This is a genomic window from Pedobacter heparinus DSM 2366 (assembly GCF_000023825.1).
Classification (GTDB): Bacteria; Bacteroidota; Bacteroidia; order Sphingobacteriales; family Sphingobacteriaceae; genus Pedobacter; species Pedobacter heparinus.
This window is the reverse complement of record NC_013061.1, coordinates 3294878-3314933: the sequence shown is the minus strand read 5'-3', so window position 1 is coordinate 3314933 and position 20056 is coordinate 3294878. Positions and strand designations below refer to the sequence as shown.

Genomic DNA, 20056 nt, shown 5'->3' with positions numbered 1-20056 from the left:
TTATGATGAAGCCAAAGTATTGTCTAATTCCTGCAGTGCAGATTCATATTCCTGATCAGAAGGTACACCATGGTGCCATTTGATCTGATGTTCCATATAGCTGATGCCCTTTCCTTTAATCGTATGTGCAATGACCATGCTGGGTTTGCCTGCCTCAAAAGGAAGGCTGCTCAGCACCTCTTTTAATTGGACCAGGTTATGGCCGTCTACATGTCTGACCGACCAGCCGAAACTCTCAAATTTTTGATCGATAGGATCGGTATTGCACACATCAGCTGTTTTCCCGGTGATCTGGAGTTTATTGTGGTCGATAATGGCGCAGAGGTTATCGAGTTTATAATGTGCGGCAGTTAATGCGGCCTCCCAGTTAGATCCTTCGGGCAATTCCCCATCACCAAGCAAGGTGAAAACCTTGTAATCTTTATCATCCAGCTTTGCTGCAATGGCTGTTCCAACACTTAAAGGTAAGCCATGGCCCAATGCGCCGGTGTTTTGTTCTACACCGTTCACTTTCTTTGTAGGATGACCAATATAATGTGATTTGTAGCGGCACAAGGTCTCGAGGTCCGATTCGGGAAAGAATCCTTTATCTGCAAGTACCACAAACAGCGCTTCAACACAATGGCCCTTACTTTGAATGTAGCGGTCCCTGTCGGGCGATTTGATATTCTCGGGCCCAACGTTCATGATCTCGTTGTAAAGTACGTTTAAAATATCAATACAGGATAAGCTGCCGCCGGTATGTCCGGCTTTTGCCCCGTAAATGTATTTGAGTATCTTTTTACGGTAGCCGATCGATTTTGCTAGTGCTGATAAATTTCCCATCCCATATAATTTTCAAATGCTTCTTTCAGTACGGCCCCGGTTTTGGAAGCGTTCATGACTACATGGTGCTCAAAGCCATTTCTGCAAACGTACTGCATCAATCCCTGCAGATTATTGATTTTGGCTACGGCCCTGTTGCCAAAAGTATTGAGGGCATCGTCGGTAAGTTCTCCTTCACCAAAATAAGCCTTGATTACCCCCCGGGTATCATCCGTGCTGATCCTCCCATAAGTTAAGGGCATTGCAGGTGTGCGGCCGTCAAGTGCACCGTAAGTATTTTCGACACCCACCGTAGTTCCTAGAATGGGCGCATTGCTGATCTGTATATCTGGTAAAAACGACTTTGCCCAGTTTCCGCAATGGAACAATACGCATTTTTCGTCGTCTGCAGCATAATTGTTGTTCCAGTCTACCAATGCACTTGGCGAACCCGATGCCAGCTGCATGGCATACATGGTTAGGGTACCTGTAACATCAACTTCACAGGCACTTGGAAGCATGTTTTCACTCATTATGCTCATCGATGTGCATACATTACATCCATAGTTTTGCTGCAGCGAGGTCCAGCACTGAATGGCAGTTGCATCCAGTGCATGTGTTTTCATAAAGTCGTTCAGCACCACGTCAAGCTTTGCAATCTGGATCAATGCTTCGGACGGGGTAGTGCCAGATGGTGCATAGTTGTGGATCTTTTCGAGGTGGTCTTTTACTACCTGGTCGTCTTTACTGAGTTTATTGGCGCTGCCCAGAATTTCTGAAAGATCGGCTGTAACTACAGAAATGCCGTGTCGCTGTAATATTTTTTCGCTGTAACGTACGGTGTTAAATCCGCCTGGTCTGGCACCTATTGCACCAATACGTACATTCCTTAAACCTTTTACCACCCTGCATACGGCAATAAAATCTTTCAGGTCTGCTATAAAAGAAGGGTCTGACGGATGGACCACATGTTTGGTGGTCAGGGTATACTTGATGCCAAATTGATACAGGTTATTACAAACAGAGATTTTACCGCACCAGGAATCCCTTCTCCGTGCCACATCCAGTTTATCCAGGTCGTCAGGATAGGCCTGAATGAGTACAGGAACATTTAATTGTGAGAGTTTCAGTGTTTCAGCAACGCCTCTTTCATCACCAAAATTGGGTAATACCACTAGAACCCCAGTAATTTCCTCACGGTGTTGTTTGAACAGTTCAGCACATTTTTGTGCATCCTGAAAAGTTTCCACACCCCCAAGTTTCGATTGGGACTCTGCTAAAACTATAGCTTTGATGTTCAGTTTATCCAGTTCCTTTAAAATTTCCGTTCTGGCGTCAGCCACAAGTCTGTCGGGGAAAAAGTCCCGGTTGCCTATAATTACGCCTATTGTAGTTTGCTTTTCCATCCTCAGTCTGCTATGATCAGCTCTATTTCGTTTTCGTTTAATAAGTTCTTATATTTTTCCTGTATGCCTGCATCAGTAATGATGTAATCTATGAGCGACAATGCACCCAGGCTGGCCAGAGAGCTTTTCCCGATTTTGGTAGAATCTGCCACTAAATAAGTGGTCTCGGCTGCGTTGATCATTGCCTTTTTCACCACCAGGTCGCTAATGCTCGGGTAGGTTAACCCGGCTTTGAGTGACAGGCCGGCTGTGGCAAGAAAAAGTTTATGCACGTTTAGCCCGTTAAAAAAATCGGCGGCCTTTTGTCCCGTTAACGATAGGGTAGGTGGCTTAAATTCTCCACCTGTCATGATTACTTCAATTCCGGGTTCTACACCCAGCAGCAAAGCAATATTTAAGGCATTGGTTATGACCGTTAAATTTTTAATTCCTTTTAGTTTTTTAGCGATTTCGGTAGTAGTAGAGCCCGAGTCGAGGATAATGGTATCTCCTGCTTCTATAAATTCGAGGCATTTTTTTGCGATCAATTCCTTTTTGTCCAGGTGGTCCTGATGGCTTAAGGAAAATGTGCGCACCTGGTTTTCCATGTTCTTTAAAAAGGCACCACCGTGTTCCCTAAGTACCAGACCTTCTTTTTCCAGTTTTTCCAGGTCCTGCCGGATGGTCACTTCTGTTACTTTAAAGAGTTTTGCAAGGTTTACCACCTTTGCAGATCCATCCTCTTTTAACAGTTCCAGTATCTTGTCTTTTCGTTGATTAGCAAGCATGATGATTAAAGGTGTTTTTTATTTGGTTATCTTCAAATAAAACAAAAAAATAATTAACAAACGAAAAAAATCGAAAATAAACAAAGATAGACGATGGCCTTTTTCTTCGGTTTCTAATTTTAAAAAGGATAAAATAAGCGTATTAAATTTTTTAGAGAATTGCTTTGGTGTGGAATGGGATATTCCTGCGATGAAACGGGATAACTTCCGGACGAAGTAAATTCAGACGATAAAAGTGTAAATAATAATTAATCATGATTAAACCTATATCATTAGTGAGGGTCTTACCTTAAACCAAACCAAATGTTACCAATGAAGAAATGCGCTTTTATTTTACTTGCCCTTGCCATGTTTGGAACCACTCAAATTAATGCTCAAAACAAACCTTCAAAACCAGTTGCCCCTCCATTACCATTACGGGAAATCAGCGGTATTGTAAAAGACAGTACTGATTTAGAGGTGATTGGTGCAACTGTAAGTCTTACTTCAGATAAAGACACTTTAAAGACGGCTACCAATAATAATGGGGTGTTTGTATTTAAAAATGTAAAATCGGCCACCTATACCATCGTAGTCCAGAGCATCGGGTATATGAAAACGCCTGCAATGCTTTTTAAGCAGAACGACCGCATACCAAGAATTGTGATGGATCCTATTGTGCTTAAAGAAGAAAAAAACACTTTAAATACGGTGGTCATTAATGGAGAACCCTCTATTACCTATAAAACAGATACCATAGAATATAAGGCGAGTGATTATGTAGTGCGGGAGAATTCGACCGTGGATGAATTGTTGAAAAAGATGGAAGGGATGGAAGTTGGAACAGATGGTAGCCTTGTGCACAACGGTGAGGCCGTTTTAAAGGCCAAGCTAAACGGAAAAGAATATTTAGGGGGTGATGTGGCCAATGCCATTAAAAACCTGCCTGCCGAAATTGTAGATAAGATCCAGATTGTAGATGATTATGGCGATGAAGCTGCACGTACAGGAGTTAAAGATGGAGATCCTCAAAAAATACTGAACATCACTACAAGGACAGATAAATCGGTAGGTAACCTGTTGCGGTTAAACACTGCAGGAGGAAACAATAAACGTTATGATGCAGGTATTTTTGGGACAAGGATCAATGGCAATCAGCAGATTGGTGTTAGGACAGGCTACAAAAACACCGTAAATGGTGTTGCCGGAAGTGGTGGGGGTGGCGGAACAGGTGGCACAACGAACGATGGGAATGCTTCCTTCAGTATCCGTGATAAAATAGGAAAGAAGATTGAGGTTAACATGAATTACGGATTTAACGGAAACGATATAAATGCTTTAAACAGTAGCTTTACACATTCATTTACCAATTTCAGAGATCCTGTAACGCAAAAAGATACTTTAATTGCCACCAATACCACCAGGGGCAATGTAAGTGATAACAATTCGAAAAACCACAACTTTAAGGCCGATATAGATTTTGAACTGGACAGCAATAATTTCATTAATTTCTCGCCATCAATTAATTATAGTTCTTCGCTAAGTTTAAGGTCTGATTCTTCTTACCAGACGGGTTTCCGGCATCAGCGCCAGATCAGCTCAAATGCAAGTACAAATACCAGGCCCCAGCTGGGTGCTGCGATCAGTTATACCCATCGGTTTGGCAATAAAAGAAGGAGATTGTCCTTACATGCCAATTTAAACAGCAATAACAATGATGTGGAACAGCAACGGGAGGCCAATATTGTTTATTTTCTAAATGAGGACGAAACGGAGCGCAGGGATTCCCTGGTCAACAGGATCATTGCGCGAAAAAACCTGCAAAATACATATAGGGGTAGTATAACTTATGTAGAGCCACTGTCGTTAAATACACAGCTGGAATTGAATGCCCAGTTAAATTACAATGGTTACAGTAATGATGCCACCACAAGGAATGTGACGCCCACCGGTTATTCGGAAGTGATTGATTCTTTAAGTAATATTTTTGATTATTCTTTTACCCAGGCGCGCATTTCACTCAACTTCAGATATGGTATGGTGAATACCTCCAAATTCAGGTTTTCGGCTGGTTTAACCGGAATACCATCTTTGCTTTCCGGCACCAAAGTAAGTCTGGGCACCAGCACTGAACGTAAGAGTTTTAACCTGATCCCCATTGCAAGAATGGAATATTTATGGTCCAGACAGCATAAAATTTCCCTTAATTATTCCGGTTCTGCAAATGAGCCTTCGTTTGACCAGATCCAGCCTGTAAAAGATGTAAGCAACCCTCAAAACCCTAGAATTGGTAATCCTGACCTGAAAGCATCGTTTACACATACCATAAGGTCGGAGTACAACAACTACCTGGCAGATATTAAGATGAATTATTCACTAAACATGAATGCTTCTTTTACGCAGAACAGTGTGGTAAACAATACGATAGATGTGCTGGATCCAAATGTGGTAGTCGGGCCCAACCAGAAAGCGGTATACATTTCTGAAACGAGGTACATCAATGTGAACGGTTCCTATCGTCTGGCAGGAAATTACTCTGTCAGCAGGCAATTTGGCAACCGCAAATACAATTTATCATTCAGTGGTTCTGCAAATTACAACCATCGGATTTCAATGAGCAACGGCGACCAGAATATCAATACGGTTAAAACTTTTATTGAGCGTTTCGGACCAAGGATTAACCCTTCAGATTGGTTTGAGGTGAATCCTTATGTTTCGCACAATTATACTAAATCTGAAAACACCCTTTTAAAAAATCAAAATGAGACCAGTACGCTTGCATTCAATGTGGATGGGAAAATATATTTTCTGAAAAGCTGGTTGTTTGGCTACAGCGCCAGTAAAAATTATGTAAGCGGTATCAAGGCCAATCTGACCAGCAACCCTTTTGTAGTAAATGCTTATCTTGAAAAAGAATTGCTTAACCGAAGGGGAAAAATCTCTTTGCATGCTTTTGATATCCTGAACCAGAATAATTTTGTAAACCGTGATTATAATGACAACGGGGGATATACAGATACAAAGTCCAATGCGCTTAGCCAGTATTTTATGCTTCGTTTAAGCATGCGCCTGCAGAAATGGAGCGGGGCGAAGGGGCGTAAGGGACAACCGATACGGAGAAGAGGGGACGGGAGTTTTATGTAAAATTGATCAGGAACGGGGGACACGAACTGTAACATACCCGAGACATAAACGTTATTTTGACGTATAAAAAACTGATCAGATAAGATCATACAATAGATGGGAAAAATACTATAGTAAAAGACATTTGTTAGGTTGCATTTTTGGATTATTATACAATCTAACCAAATCATATTCATCTGAAATACCAGGTACTTTTGGTATATCTATTATTCGAGACATCATGAACAAGAGATTTTTTCAATTCGTATTTTCTGCAGCACTGGTGGTTGCAGCGCCCTCTGCTTTCGCTCAATACCCTAAAATACCACAGGATGTGGCTAAAGCTTCAGGTGATATGATGAAGGAAGCCTATCGTCAATCGGAGATCGCCTGGCAAAAAGCAATCCCGATTATAGAAAAAGAAGCTAAAGAAGGTAAGCCTTATATTCCATGGGCAGGAAGGCCGGTTGATTTGCCGCAAGCGGAAATTCTGGCTTTTCCCGGTGCTGAAGGTGGGGGTGCTTATAGCTTTGGTGGTCGCGGTGGTCGTGTCATTGTGGTCAGCAATTTAAATGATAGTGGGCCTGGTTCTTTACGTGATGCCTGTGAGCAGGGTGGTGCAAGGATTGTAGTATTTAATGTTGCTGGAATCATCCGCATCAAAACCCCTTTAATTATCCGTGCACCTTATATTACCATTGCCGGGCAAACTGCACCAGGTGATGGCGTTTGTGTAGCTGGTGAATCGGTCTGGTTAAATACCCATGATGTGGTTGTTCGTTTTATGCGATTTAGAAGGGGAGAGACCTTTGTTGGCCGCAGAGATGACGCTATTGGCGGAAATCCTGTAGGGAACATCATGATTGACCATGTTTCGGCAAGCTGGGGACTGGATGAAAATATGTCTATGTACCGTCATATGTATAATGACAGTACCGGTAAACAGGAAGTTAAACTGGCTACCGTAAACATTACCATTCAGAACTCTATTTTTTCTGAGGCTTTAGATACCTGGAACCATGCCTTTGGCAGTACCCTGGGTGGAGAAAACTGTAGTTTTATGCGTAACCTTTGGGCAGATAATGGTGCACGTAACCCCTCTATCGGATGGAACGGTATTTTTAACTTTGCAAATAATGTGATCTTTAACTGGAACAACCGCTCTACAGATGGTGGTGATTATACGGCCATGTACAATATTATCAATAACTATTACAAACCTGGGCCTGTTACCACCTTAAATGACCCGATCAGTTACCGGATCTTAAAGCCGGAATCTGGTCGCAGTAAATTGCCTTATGTAGTGTTTGGCAGGGCTTATGTGGAAGGAAATATCATTGAAGGCAATGAAAAGGTAACTAAAGATAACTGGAATGGGGGTGTGCAGGTGGAAGATAAGAAAGGCAATCTGATGTCTTACGAGCAGGCCCAGCCTTACTTTGCTGCCATGCGGGTTAAAAAACCTTTTCCAATGGCTGAAATGACCATTTTACCAACCATGGATGCGCATAAGTATGTGCTGGCCAATGTGGGTGCAACTTTACCAAAACGTGATCCGGTAGATACACGTGTAATTGAACAGGTGAAAACCGGTAAAATTAATTATCTGAAAGATGTGAAATTATCAGATAAACCGGATTTTGAACACAGGAGGCTGCCAAAAGATTCTTATAAAATGGGTATCATTACCGATATCAGCCAGGTAGGTGGATATCCGGAATACAAGGGCACACCTTACAAGGATTCGGACAATGATGGTATGCCGGATAGTTACGAAACAAAAAATGGATTAAATCCCAATGATGCAGCTGATGCAGCAAAGATCACCAAAAGTGGCTACTCGAATATCGAATTGTATTTAAACAGTGTGGTTCCGTTAAAAACAGTTAAACCTTAAGATCCTTTTCTTCTTGCAGTAAGAAGAAATAATTGAATTTAATAAGCTGTGCTTAATTATTTGAGCACAGCTTATTATGAATTCATGGCTTGATTTCATTTATAGCAAGGGCTAACTGCAACCAGTTCCCGAACCGGGGCAATCTAAATTTGGATTCCTGGGTACTAAAACTTTCGTTTTTGATAGGGTGTTCCCTGCCCATCTTCACAGTAACTTTTCAGGCTTAACAGGAACATAGCCCAGTTGTAGTTGCACCATCGGTAGAATTCTGTCAGTTCGCGCCAATCGAAATGCTTGAGAACAACTGTTGTTACTCCATCCTTCTCTGTCAGATCAAATGAAATACCTGTTCCTACCCACTCCGGGTCTGTAGCTATGCATTTCCAGAGCACCCTTTTGTTCTGAGACAGCTCTACTACTTCCATTTTTGTGGCATAATTATCTCCGAAATCAAACTCATTGATAAAGCCTAATTCGGGTTTAACGATCAACTTTTCCGTCCAAACAGCCCCAAGTCCAGTTTGTGTTGTCAATGCTTTATAAATAACTTCGATAGGTGCTTTGATGTAATTGATATGTTCGATTTTTTCCATTTTTATGATTGAGTATACTTGCGGCTTTCAAAAGTATATATATTATTGTTAACATATATGGGCCGGCTGCGGCAAAAAAGGTGGCGATATGCGGCAAGGCGTGGAAGTTACTGGGGTAAAAAAAGGAGATCTTGACCGTTTTGGGGTATATTGATTATATTTATAAATGGAAAAGGTAGTTATCGCTGAGAAATTAAAGCTATTCTCTGAATATTGGAGTCCGAAAATTGTTGGGGAACTTAATGGACAACATGTTAAACTGGCAAAGTTTAGGGGTGAATTTGTTTGGCATAAACATGATGATGAGGATGAGATGTTTTTAGTACTGGAAGGGGTTTTGAAAATGGAACTCCGGGACAAAACAATTGTAATCCATAAAAATGAATTTTTAATTGTTCCGAAAGGAACGGAACACAGGCCGGTTGCAGAAAATGAAGTTTCTGTTATGCTTTTTGAGCCTGCAACGACGTTAAATACTGGTGATACAGAAAGCGACCTGACAAAACATGTTTTAGACAGTATATAAAGAACAGCAGATATGGAAAGGGAGCATTTCATTTCTCCCTTTTTTATTGCATTTATCTTAAATTCCCGTTGCCATATTTATGGTTCTGGTAAAGGTGCTTCCTGCGGCATCGGTTACCGTAAACTTAAAAGACGCGAGTCCGCCTTTTGCAGAAGTAAATTTAACCTTGCCATTGTCAGCCAGTTCAACCTGGCCATTAACTGCGGCAAAAACCCGGTATGCCGGTTTTTCTGTATATCCCCTGGACAGCTGTTTCAGGTCTATCTCAACACTTCCACTTGTTGCCATCATAAAATGAGGACCTGCCATCCATTCCAGATAATTATCAAGATTCGTAAAACCATTTTTATCAGGGTCTGCATTGGCATCGGAGAAGTCTCCAGAAGCGGAGTGGGGATTCAGCTGGTGCAATTTTTCCCACCAGTCTGGCAGACCATCATGGTCACTGTCAAAATCGGCCGGGCGTTGCACTTCAGGATAATTTTCCCATCCTCCAACATCTTCCTGCGAATCAGGCAACCCTGGTTTACCGGATTTGCTGCCTTTATAGGTATAAGTTCCACCAAGTGTTTCATTGACAATGCGGATATCATGATCGTCAAAAATTGGCTGGTTGCAGCCAACATCAGACAATACATCCTTATAAGCATCTCTTGCACTTTGTGTAGTTACATAGGGAAGGAAGAAGGGCTTGTCGACAAAGGTTTGGTAACTTACTTTTCTGCCCGATTCTTTGCGTCCCCTTTCCTGGTTCTTTTCATCAAATTGCCCCGGCATAACGTTGCCATCGAAGAAATAGCGCTGCATACCGCCACCATAGCCCTCATGCTGTGCATTTAAAGCAAATTTAAAAGTAGTGGCCGCACCTGGTTTGTAATAATTATTTACAAAGTTAACTTCCATTGCACCACCATCTGTAGTACGATAGTCCCAGTTATATACAACATTGTTGCGCATGTCCATTCTGCCTAAGTAATTGCCGTCGCCATCGGCCCCACCAGCTAAACTCCAGTTTCTGCCGGCACAATGTGCCAGCAGGTTATGATGAAAACTACCAACATCGCCACCAACACTGGCTGCAAAACCATGTGATTTTCCGACCTCATATTTATTGTGCCCGGCAATATTTAACGCTTCTGCTATAAGGGTACGTTGCAAAGTGATGTTATGGGCTCCCCTCGAGCTAAATGATTCATCAATGGTCCAGCTGATAGAGCAATGGTCTACAATGCTATGATTTGCACCGGTTATTCCCATGCCATCGTAAGTTGTACCGCTTCCAAGGCGAACACGCATATAACGGATAATGGCATCATCTGCTACAACCCCCAATGGTGCGCTACGGATACAGATTCCTTTGCCTGGTGCAGTTTGACCAGCAATGGTTACATAGGGCTGATTGATGACCAGCCGCGATTTTAAGGTAATGATCCCCGAAACCGTAAATACAATTGTGCGTGGGCCAATATCCTTTCCAAGGGCCTCCCGAAGACTTCCAGGGCCTGAATCGTTCAGGTTGGTTACTTCAACCACTTTTCCACCCCGGCCGCCGCGGGCAAAACGGCCATAACCTTCGGCACCAGCAAAAGCAAGCTGACGTGGCCTGAAATGCCAGATATTGCCTTTGGTAACTTTCCCTGCTGCATTCAATTCGTCAACTCTCCAGTAATAAGTAAGCATACTGTAAAGCTTTTCTGCATTATAAGTGCTTGTTTTGCGGTTGCCTTTAAATTCTGGAGAACGTTTAGTTGCAGAAGCTACTGCGGCTGAATCGGTTCCAAAATACAGATCATGTGACAATGCGGTTTTTGCGGCTGTCCAGCTCAATGTTAATGTTCCGGCATCTGCATTAACGTGTTCATCGCTATGCAATGGCTGTGGCGACTGGGCAAGGTCAGTCACATTGGGCGTATTTAGTTCAAAACCATTAATGATCAGATTTTTATTGGCTGCTAAAGAGCCCTTGTCGGCTTTAAAAGTTATTACCACGTCTTTACCAGACTGTGCGCTAAACTGCAGGTAGGCTGTACTGATATTGGTATTTGCCAGCACGCGGTAAGAAGGTACCAGTTTGCTCACCTCAAGTTTCCCATTTACGTAGATGTCAATAGGGGCATAATTGTCGGGCCCTCCGCCTCCTATAATGTTATGAAAGGTAAGCAGGGTATTTGGCCCTGCCGGAAGTCCGCTGATGCGCATTTCTATTTCAGCTCCGGCATTTCCATCGCTAACCATCAGTCCATCACTGGCCAGCCTGGCATAATTTGGTGCCTGAACACCTGTTTTATAATAATCAGTTTGCAGTCCTGAGCCAGCTGTGCCTTTCTTACTGAAGGTGATGGTTACACCTTTGATCTTAAGCTGATCAGAAGTTCCGGATTTAACCGGCCAGGGTATATATTCAAATTCATTTACTTCTGCAGCTCTGCGGGAAGAGACATTTAAATCTACTTTTAATACAGGTCTGTTGGTTTGTGCCATTACCATGCCTGGAATGGAAAGGTAAGAAATGAACAGCAGGAATTTAGTGTAAAAAGGTTTCATTATATATTTGGTTCTTATGTTTTGAAACTTAGGCGTTTCGTTCATATAAATAGAAAGAAATTATTGCTGATAGCAAATAGATGATGGTTGTAATCAGACTTTATTGTACTGAACCGGGATAACTCATGGATGAATTTATTCAACCTGTTAATATCCCGGTTCAATTCTAAATTATCAGTATCTGGCTGGTATTTATTTGTTAGAACAATATAAATAAATAAATTGTCTGGATTAACTAAAATAATGAGATTTAATCGCTGGTATTTACATTTTATGTTCCTGATTTTCCTTGCAGCCCAGGTAAGGGCCCAGCACGAAGGATTTATATATGGGGAAATTAAATTAAAAAACAAGCAGGTCTATACCGGCCAGATCAGGTGGAGTGGCGGGCAGGTATTGTGGTCCGATATTCTGCTGGTTGCCAAACAGGTTAATCCCAACCTGAAGTATTTGAGTGAGTATCAGCTAAACAACCTGTCTAAAGACGGCGTTGAGCCGGTACTTGACTGGAAATTTATGAACTTATGGAAAGATAAATATCCCGAAAGGAAAAGTGAAATTTTATCACGTTTCGGAGATATTGCGCTGATCCATGTAACCGGAGCAAAAGAAGCACAGCTTTACTATAAAAGCGGATCTAAAATCAGGGTAATGGTGGACGAGCACGAGAGCCGGCATTTGGGCAAGGACATTGTCGTGTATAACAACGAACTTGTGAGCACTATAAAATGGTCTGCCATCAGTACCATACGTTTTTTTGCCGGCCCCCCTCGTTTAAACCATCTCAAAGGGAACCCACTTTACGGTACAGTGATCACAACAGCAGGGCCATTTAGCGGCTTTATCCAATGGGATAAAATAAAATGCCTGGATAACCAAAGTCTGCAGGGTATATTGAACGGGGAGCAAGCTGTTCAATACGAATTTTCTGATATTGCTGAAATAGAACGTTTTGATAAAGGGGTGAAAGTAAACCTGAAGTCGGGGAAAAAAGTTTATTTAACTGATGGGGGGGATGTTTCAGCTACCAACGCCGGAATAGTAGTGATGCATCCCCGGTGGGGCAGGGTAATTGTCACCTGGAAAGCTTTCAGATCAATACGCTTCGAGCCAATGCCCGACAACCTGGGCTATGAGGCTTATGAAAGTCCGAAAAAGATATTTGCAGCGGTAACCACACGCGACAAAAGGATGTATAAAGGCAATTGCGTTTTTGATATGGATGAAGAATGGAACTGCGAACTGCTGGAAGGTAATAAAGACGGGATGTACTACCAGATACCTTTTAAGTACATCAGCAAAATATCCCCAATGGGCCAGAGCTACACCAATGTTACTTTAAACGACCAGAGGGAATTGATTTTAGGGCATCACAATGATGTAACAGCAAAAAATTGGGGTATATTGGTCTGGCTGGAAAACCCGGAACACAAATATATACCCTGGAGTATGATCAACGAAATCTCATTCAGATAAATGATGTATCTAAACTACCTGGTCGCATTTTTATGGATTTTAACCGTTATTGTCCTGCTTTGGTTTGGCAACAGATTTATTTTTAGAATATTGGATAAAAGCGTGTCCTGGCTTAAATATACAGCCAGGAGGTTTTTCCTTCAGCTGATGCTGAGTTGTATTTATTCTCTGGCCTGCATTAACCTTAGTTATTATCTATTTAAGATTACCAGTACAGTTACCCCGCCCGATCTGGCCCAGATCCTGGTGCTCAACATTTATGGGCTGTTGTTTATTATTCCGGTACTTTCAGTCAATTTTGGCATTTATTTTATGATGCAATGGAAAAAAGAACATATAAAGTCCGACCAGTTGAAACAGGAAAATTTAAACAGCCAGCTGGAAGCATTACGCATGCACATTGACCCTCATTTTCTGTTCAATAACCTGAATGTACTGTCAACCCTCATTGAAGAAAACTCCAGGGATGCCCAGTTTTTTCTGGAACGCTTTGCCGATGTATACCGATATGTACTGCAATATAAAAAAGAAGAGTTGGTTGCCCTAAATACGGAAATCACTTTTATCAGATCGTATGTTTTTTTATTGAAAAAACGTTTCGAAGAACAATGTATAATTGATATTGACATTCCCGGAGATCTACCGGACACGATGTGCATACCTCCATTGTCGTTACAAATGCTTGTCGAGAATGCAATTAAACACAATAAAATATCCCTGAAGAGCCCGCTGATGATCGGTATTTTTATTGAGCATGGAACAACTTTGGTTGTCCGGAATAATTACCAGCCCAAACCGAATTCGGAAAGTAAACTGGCCAATACAGGTCTGGAAAATATCAGTAAAAGATACAAGTACTTATCTGATAGTGCAATAACTGTAGTTAGAGATGAAAATTCCTTTGTTGTGAAACTTCCGCTTTTAGAACTGGAAGATTGAAAAGCCAATTTTATATATTAGTGCCAGTGAAATTAGAGGTTTAACCCCAAACGAATGAAAGTTTTAATTGTTGAAGATGAGGTTCCTGCTGCCCAAAGACTCCAGGCCTTATTAACTGAATATGGAGGGATAACGGTATTGGAAGTTTTACCCAGTATAGAAAGTACTATAAAATGGTTGCAAAAACATCCGCTTCCGGACCTCATTTTTTTAGATATCCACTTATCTGATGGACTTTCCTTTGAGATTTTTAAGCAAACTACGGTAAAATGCCCGGTAATTTTTTGTACTGCATATGATCAGTATGCACTGGATGCCTTTCAGCTGCATAGCATAGACTACATTTTAAAACCTATACAGTACAATAAATTGTACAAGAGCCTGGAGAAAATGAAGGATATCCGCCAATCCTTTTCTTCTGTCTCGGACCCCATCCAGATGAATGACATTGTCAGCATGATCAGGAAAGGAGAAGCCAGCTATAAAAGCAGGTTCATGGTAAAATCAGGGGCAAAGATCAAAACCATAAAAACTGATGACGTAGCCTATTTTTATTCCCATAATAAACTGAGCCTGCTGGTTACAAGGCAGGGCGAGAAATTTCCAATTGACTATGCCCTGGATGAGCTGATCCAGATGCTCAACCCGGGCCTGTTTTTTCATGTCAACAGAAAACTGATCATTCACATTGATGCAGCCAAAGAGATCCACCCTTATTTTAAAGGGAGATTAAAATTGGTACTCCAGCCTGCAATAGAAGAAGAAGTAATTGTAAGCAGCCAGAAAACGCCTGCTTTCAAAGAATGGCTTGATCAATAATTCAGTTCAATGATATCCGCATTCAGTATCAAATAATCCCCCTTCATCAGGTTATCATTTTTATTAAGGTTAATATTCAGTTCTTTCATATCATCACAGGACTTTCCTTCTTATATTCCGCTTGCAGCATTTTGGAGGAGGGACATTTTGATTATGATAACATCATACAGGACCATGTGAAAATTGTACAAGATATATTGTTAACCGTATGTTAATTTTGAACTACTAACCAAATGTTATGAGAAAAACCGTTTTGACCCTGCTTTCGGTGCTTTGCACCGGAGTAGCTTTTGCCCAATATCCAACCATTCCACCAGCCTTACAGGATTCATCTGATGCCGTTGAGGCACAGCAAAGAAAATTGTCTGATCAGGCCTGGGAAAAGGCTTTTAAAATAGTGCAGGAGGAAGCTAAAAATAATGGACGGCCTTATGTACCTGGAGCATCCAAACCCTCCGACCTTGTAAAGGTTAAACTGCCGGCTTTTCCTGGAGCTGAAGGTGGTGCGGCATTTACACCGGGAGGACGTGGAGGTAAGGTCATTGTAGTAACCACACTGGCCGATAGTGGTCCGGGATCATTTCGTGCTGCCTGTGAAGAAGGTGGAGCACGTATCATAGTTTTCAATGTTGCTGGAATCATACACTTAAAAAGCCCGGTTAGCATCCGTGCGCCGTACCTGACCATTGCCGGACAATCTGCTCCGGGGGATGGGGTATGTATTGCCGGGGAATCTTTATGGATAGATACCCATGATGTGGTGATCCGATACATGCGTTTTCGCCGCGGAGCCACCGATGTAACCCGCAGAGATGATGCGCTGGGTGGTAATCCAATAGGAAATATCCTTATCGACCATGTTTCGGCAAGTTGGGGATTGGATGAAAATATGTCTATTTACAGGCATGTATATCATGCAAATGATGGTTCAAAACCAGAGAAACTGCCGACTGTAAATGTGACCATACAAAATTCTATCTTCTCTGAAGCACTGGATACCTATAACCATTCGTTTGGTAGTACCATTGGTGGGCTAAACAGTACATTTATGCGGAATTTATGGGCCAATAACATTAGCAGAAACCCATCTATAGGGATGTATGGCGATTTTGGTTTTGTGAACAACGTAATTTTTAACTGGTGGAACCGCAGTGCTGACGGGGGCGATAACAATTCACTGTTCAATTTCATCAACAACTACTATAAACCAGGACCGATTACACCAGCCGGGCAACCCATTTCGTACAGAATATTAAAACCCGAGTCTGGCCGGGATAAAAGATATGCACATCTCTTTGGAAAAGCTTATGTAAGCGGGAATGTGGTAGAGGGTAATGAAAAAGTAACAAAAGACAACTGGGCAGGCGGTGTGCAACCGGCCGACAGAACAAATAATCAAAAATTACTGGATTCCATCCGTACAGATAAACCTATGCCAATGGCGCATGTAACTACGGTTGATGCTTACAAGGCATATGATTATGTATTGAAGAATGCCGGTGCCACTTTACCGAAACGTGATGCGGTAGACTTGCGTATCGTTGAACAGGTTAAAACAGGAAAAATCAAGTATAGCGAACAGGCAAAACCACCGGTTGGCGGGCAGTTCATTAAAAGACGTTTACCTGCAGATTCTTATAAACAGGGAATTATCTCAGACATTAGCCAGGTAGGTGGTTATCCTGAATATACAGGAACGGCTTATCAGGATTCAGATAACGACGGAATTCCTGATGCCTGGGAGATCAAAAACGGTCTGGATCCCAAAAATGCTGTTGATGCCGGAAAGATCAGTAAAAATGGTTATGCTAATATTGAAAATTACCTGAACAGCCTGACCGACATTAAAAGTGTAAGACCATAACAAGGTCTTTACACAATTAAAGGGCTTATGATAAGATCATATAATAGATAGGAAAAATGCTATAACAAGCATTCGGCTTATCTTTTAATTTTGTGACACAAATATAAATTTGAGTGGCATCTAAGGGTTTTAAACCGTTATTTCTGCTTGTAAAATTACAACGATTGTGAAATGTAATCCTATAAAATATTGTCGTTTGTTGGGCTTGCTCATACTGGGACAGTTTTTCGTATTGGCCGGGTATGCACAAAAAGTAAATATCCCCGAACCACCAAAACCAATATTTAAAGGTAAAGAAGGTAAACTGAATTACAGTCCGGACGAAAAAGGCAACCGGATTCCCGATTTTTCTTATGCAGGTTATAAAGCCGGAGAGCAACCCATACCAGAGGCTGTAGTAAAGGTTGTTGTGCCGGTTAAATCAGGCGATGCTACCCTGAGGATCCAATCGGCCTTAAACTATGTTGCAGCTTTGCCCTTAGGCAAAGATGGCTTAAGGGGAGCTGTATTGCTGGAAAAAGGAAAATATGAAGTTGGAGGTGCTTTAAAGATCAATGCTTCCGGCGTGGTTTTGCGTGGAAGCGGAATGGGGGAAAACGGAACGGAGATATTTGCAACAGGACTGGACAGAATGGGGGTATTACGCATAGCTGGTAAACCAGATCGTATTAAAGAGGCCCCTGTAGCAGTTACAGATCAATATGTTCCGGTAAATGCAATGAAGGTTACCCTTGCAAATGGAGGATTTAAAAAAGGTGATCAGGTAATTGTACAACGCATATCCTCTAAAAACTGGATTGATTTGATTGGAACAGACCATTTTGGCGGGGGCATTACCTCACTGGGCTGGAAAGCAGGACAACGTGACATTTATTGGGACAGAAAAGTGATTGGGGTTGAAGGGAATACTTTATTATTGGATGCACCCTTAACTACAGCGCTGGATGCTGTTTATGGTGGGGCTACTGTATCAAAATATAGCTGGAATGGCAGAATTTTCAATTCCGGTGCAGAAAATATAAGATTTACATCGGGCTTTGATGATAAAAACCCTAAAGATGAATACCACCGCTGGACGGCCATTTCTATAGAAAATGCCACAGATGCATGGGTACGCCAGGTTGTTTTTGAACATTTTGCAGGTTCAGCAGTAACTGTTCAGGAAACTGCAAACAGGATAACTGTGGAAGATTGTAAATCGCTGGCGCCGGTTTCGGAGATTGGTGGCGAACGCAGATATACTTTTTTAACTACAGGAGGGCAAACACTGTTTCAAAGATTGTATTCTGAATATGCTTATCATGATTTTGCAGTTGGCTTTTGTGCTCCCGGTCCAAATGCTTTTGTCCAGTGCCAGGCTTATCTGCCATTTAGCTTTAGCGGAACAATTGACAGTTGGGCATCAGGTGTTTTATTTGATATTGTTAATGTGGACGGACAGGCCCTGAGTTTTATGAACAGAGGGCAGGACGGACAAGGTGCAGGCTGGTCGGCCGCCAACAGCGTATTCTGGCAGTGTACAGCGGCCCGGGTAGACTGTTATGCTCCGCCAACTGCGCAGAACTGGGCATTTGGTACCTGGGCACAATTCTCGGGCGACGGTTATTGGGATATGTCTAACGAGCAGATCCAGCCGCGTAGTTTGTATTATGCCCAATTGAAGGACAGGCTGGGAAAACAGGCCGATGAACGGACTTTTGTAATGCCTGTAGAAACGGAAGCTTCAAGTAGCCCGCCAGTGGATGTAGCTCAGAAGCTAACCAGACTGGCTGATAAACCGGCCATGCTGTTAACGGAATATATAGATCAGGCAACCGAAAGACAAAAGATTTCAACTGATACGCGCAATGCAAAAAATATTGACAAAATAGGTGTTGAGAGAATTAATACTCCGGCTAAGGCCAGTGCGATGCAGATAAGCAATGGTTGGTTGCGTCGGGGCAATGCCCTGGTAACCGGAAACCGTGCAGACGTCCAATGGTGGAATGGCAGCGCAAGGCCATATGCGCTTAAAGGCATGAAAATGCACATCACCCGTTTTGTACCTGGCCGTACAGGTAAGGGGCTGACAGACGATCTGGAAGAAATAACTGACTCTATGCAAAAAGGATCAGTAAAGATCTTAGACCATAATTATGGTTTGTGGTACGACAGGAGACGTGACGACCATGAGCGGATCAGAAGAATGGACGGAGAAGTATGGACGCCATTTTATGAATTGCCTTTTGCACGCAGCGGACAGGATAAAGCATGGGATGGACTGAGCAAATACGACATTAGCAAATACAACCCATGGTATTGGGGCAGGTTAAAACAATTTGCAGACCTTGCTGATCAGAAAGGCCTGGTACTGATCCACGAAAACTATTTCCAGCATAACATTATAGAAGCTGGTGCGCATTATGCCGATTTTCCATGGCGTACGGCAAATAACATCAATAATACCGGTTTTCCGGAGCCAGTACCTTACGCGGGCGACAAGAGGATATTTATGGCAGGGCAATTTTATGACATCAGCAATGCTGAGCGTAAGGCACTGCACCGTGCCTATATCCGTAAATGCCTTGATAATTTTAAAGACAATACCGGTGTAATCCAGTTGATCGGTGCAGAGTTTACCGGGCCATTACATTTTGTAGAGTTCTGGATAGATACCATTAAAGAATGGGAAAAAGAGACAGGTAAACACCCGATTATTGGTTTAAGTACCACTAAAGATGTGCAGGATGCCATATTGGCCGATAAAAACAGGGCAGGAGTAGTCGATCTGGTCGACATCCGTTATTGGCATTACCAGGCTGATGGTTCTGCTTATGCACCACAAGGTGGACAAAACCTGGCTCCTCGCCAGCATGCACGTTTGCTGAAACCTAAAAAAACATCTTTTGATCAGGTATACCGTGCTGTAGCAGAATATCGTACCAGATATCCCGAAAAGGCAGTGATCTATTCAGGTGATGGTTTTGATGCTTTTGGCTGGGCCGTTTTTATGGCTGGCGGATCTTTGTCAAATGTTCCGGCTGCCAATAATGCTTCGCTTTCGGGTGTGGCCACAATGAAACCATTTAATTTGGCCGGCCGGTCTTCAGGTCAGTATGCTTTGGCTAATCCAGATGGCGCATATCTGTTGTACAACAGCTCTTCCGTTCCTGTAAAACTTGACCTAAGTAAAGCTAGAGGAAACTATGTGGTAAAATACATCAACCCGCGCAGCGGCCTGGTAGTTAAGGAAGAAAAGATAAAGGGGGGAGCCGCTAAAGAATTTAATAAGCTTTCATCGGGAGACGAAGTCGTTTTTATCAATAAAATTTAAATATTA

13 protein-coding genes are annotated in these 20056 nt (G+C 42.3%); 8 read left to right on the top strand and 5 right to left on the bottom strand.

Annotated elements, in window-relative coordinates:
- Genes PHEP_RS13860 through PHEP_RS13850 form a run of 3 tightly spaced genes read right to left on the bottom strand, consistent with a single transcriptional unit; the run spans position 1 to position 2977 of the window.
- The gene (locus tag PHEP_RS13860; RefSeq protein ID WP_015808609.1) at positions 1–825 is read right to left on the bottom strand and encodes a transketolase; all 825 of its coding nucleotides are present in this window, start codon (positions 823–825) and stop codon (positions 1–3) included.
- Positions 804–2210, bottom strand: coding sequence for an L-fucose/L-arabinose isomerase family protein (locus PHEP_RS13855; RefSeq protein WP_015808608.1), 1407 nt, complete (start codon positions 2208–2210; stop codon positions 804–806). Before PHEP_RS13855 ends, PHEP_RS13860 begins: the two co-directional genes overlap by 22 nt.
- 2 nt (positions 2211–2212) lie before the next feature.
- Positions 2213–2977 carry a DeoR/GlpR family DNA-binding transcription regulator gene (locus PHEP_RS13850; protein WP_015808607.1) on the bottom strand — a complete coding sequence of 255 codons (765 nt, stop codon included), beginning with the start codon at positions 2975–2977 and terminating at the stop codon, positions 2213–2215.
- A 312-nt stretch (positions 2978–3289) separates the two neighbouring features.
- Here PHEP_RS13850 and PHEP_RS13845 point away from each other — a divergent pair, with 312 nt between their 5' ends.
- Positions 3290–6100, top strand: a complete 2811-nt coding sequence (locus PHEP_RS13845; protein WP_015808606.1) for an outer membrane beta-barrel protein — start codon at positions 3290–3292, stop codon at positions 6098–6100.
- 220 nt (positions 6101–6320) lie between these two features.
- Complete coding sequence (locus tag PHEP_RS13840) at positions 6321–7976, top strand: polysaccharide lyase (protein ID WP_015808605.1); 1656 nt, start codon at positions 6321–6323, stop codon at positions 7974–7976.
- A gap of 164 nt (positions 7977–8140) precedes the next feature.
- Here the strand turns inward: PHEP_RS13840 and PHEP_RS13835 are convergent, their stop codons facing one another.
- Positions 8141–8569: an SRPBCC family protein gene (locus tag PHEP_RS13835; RefSeq protein WP_015808604.1), complete on the bottom strand. Its 429-nt coding sequence runs from the start codon at positions 8567–8569 to the stop codon at positions 8141–8143.
- A 166-nt stretch (positions 8570–8735) separates the two neighbouring features.
- On the opposite strand from PHEP_RS13835, the gene PHEP_RS13830 reads away from it, so the two are divergent.
- A complete protein-coding gene (locus PHEP_RS13830) occupies positions 8736–9095 on the top strand; it encodes a cupin domain-containing protein (RefSeq protein ID WP_015808603.1) in 360 nt (119 codons plus the stop codon).
- A 57-nt stretch (positions 9096–9152) separates the two neighbouring features.
- Here the strand turns inward: PHEP_RS13830 and PHEP_RS13825 are convergent, their stop codons facing one another.
- Positions 9153–11639, bottom strand: a complete 2487-nt coding sequence (locus tag PHEP_RS13825) for a pectate lyase (protein ID WP_036674653.1) — start codon at positions 11637–11639, stop codon at positions 9153–9155.
- Between the two features lie 243 nt (positions 11640–11882).
- Here PHEP_RS13825 and PHEP_RS13820 point away from each other — a divergent pair, with 243 nt between their 5' ends.
- The 5 genes from PHEP_RS13820 (at position 11883) to PHEP_RS13800 (ending at position 20050) form a co-directional block, all read left to right on the top strand.
- Complete coding sequence (locus PHEP_RS13820) at positions 11883–13115, top strand: hypothetical protein (RefSeq protein WP_143715752.1); 1233 nt, start codon at positions 11883–11885, stop codon at positions 13113–13115.
- Entirely contained in the window at positions 13116–14054 is a 939-nt protein-coding gene (locus PHEP_RS13815; protein ID WP_015808600.1) for a sensor histidine kinase, read from the top strand.
- Positions 14055–14108: 54 nt separating this feature from the next.
- Entirely contained in the window at positions 14109–14873 is a 765-nt protein-coding gene (locus tag PHEP_RS13810) for a LytR/AlgR family response regulator transcription factor (RefSeq protein WP_015808599.1), read from the top strand.
- A 238-nt stretch (positions 14874–15111) separates the two neighbouring features.
- On the top strand, positions 15112–16737 hold the full coding sequence (locus PHEP_RS13805; protein ID WP_015808598.1) for a polysaccharide lyase: 1626 nt from the start codon (positions 15112–15114) through the stop codon (positions 16735–16737).
- A gap of 196 nt (positions 16738–16933) precedes the next feature.
- Positions 16934–20050, top strand: a complete 3117-nt coding sequence (locus tag PHEP_RS13800) for a DUF6298 domain-containing protein (protein WP_238326479.1) — start codon at positions 16934–16936, stop codon at positions 20048–20050.
- The last annotated feature ends 6 nt before the right edge of the window (positions 20051–20056 follow it).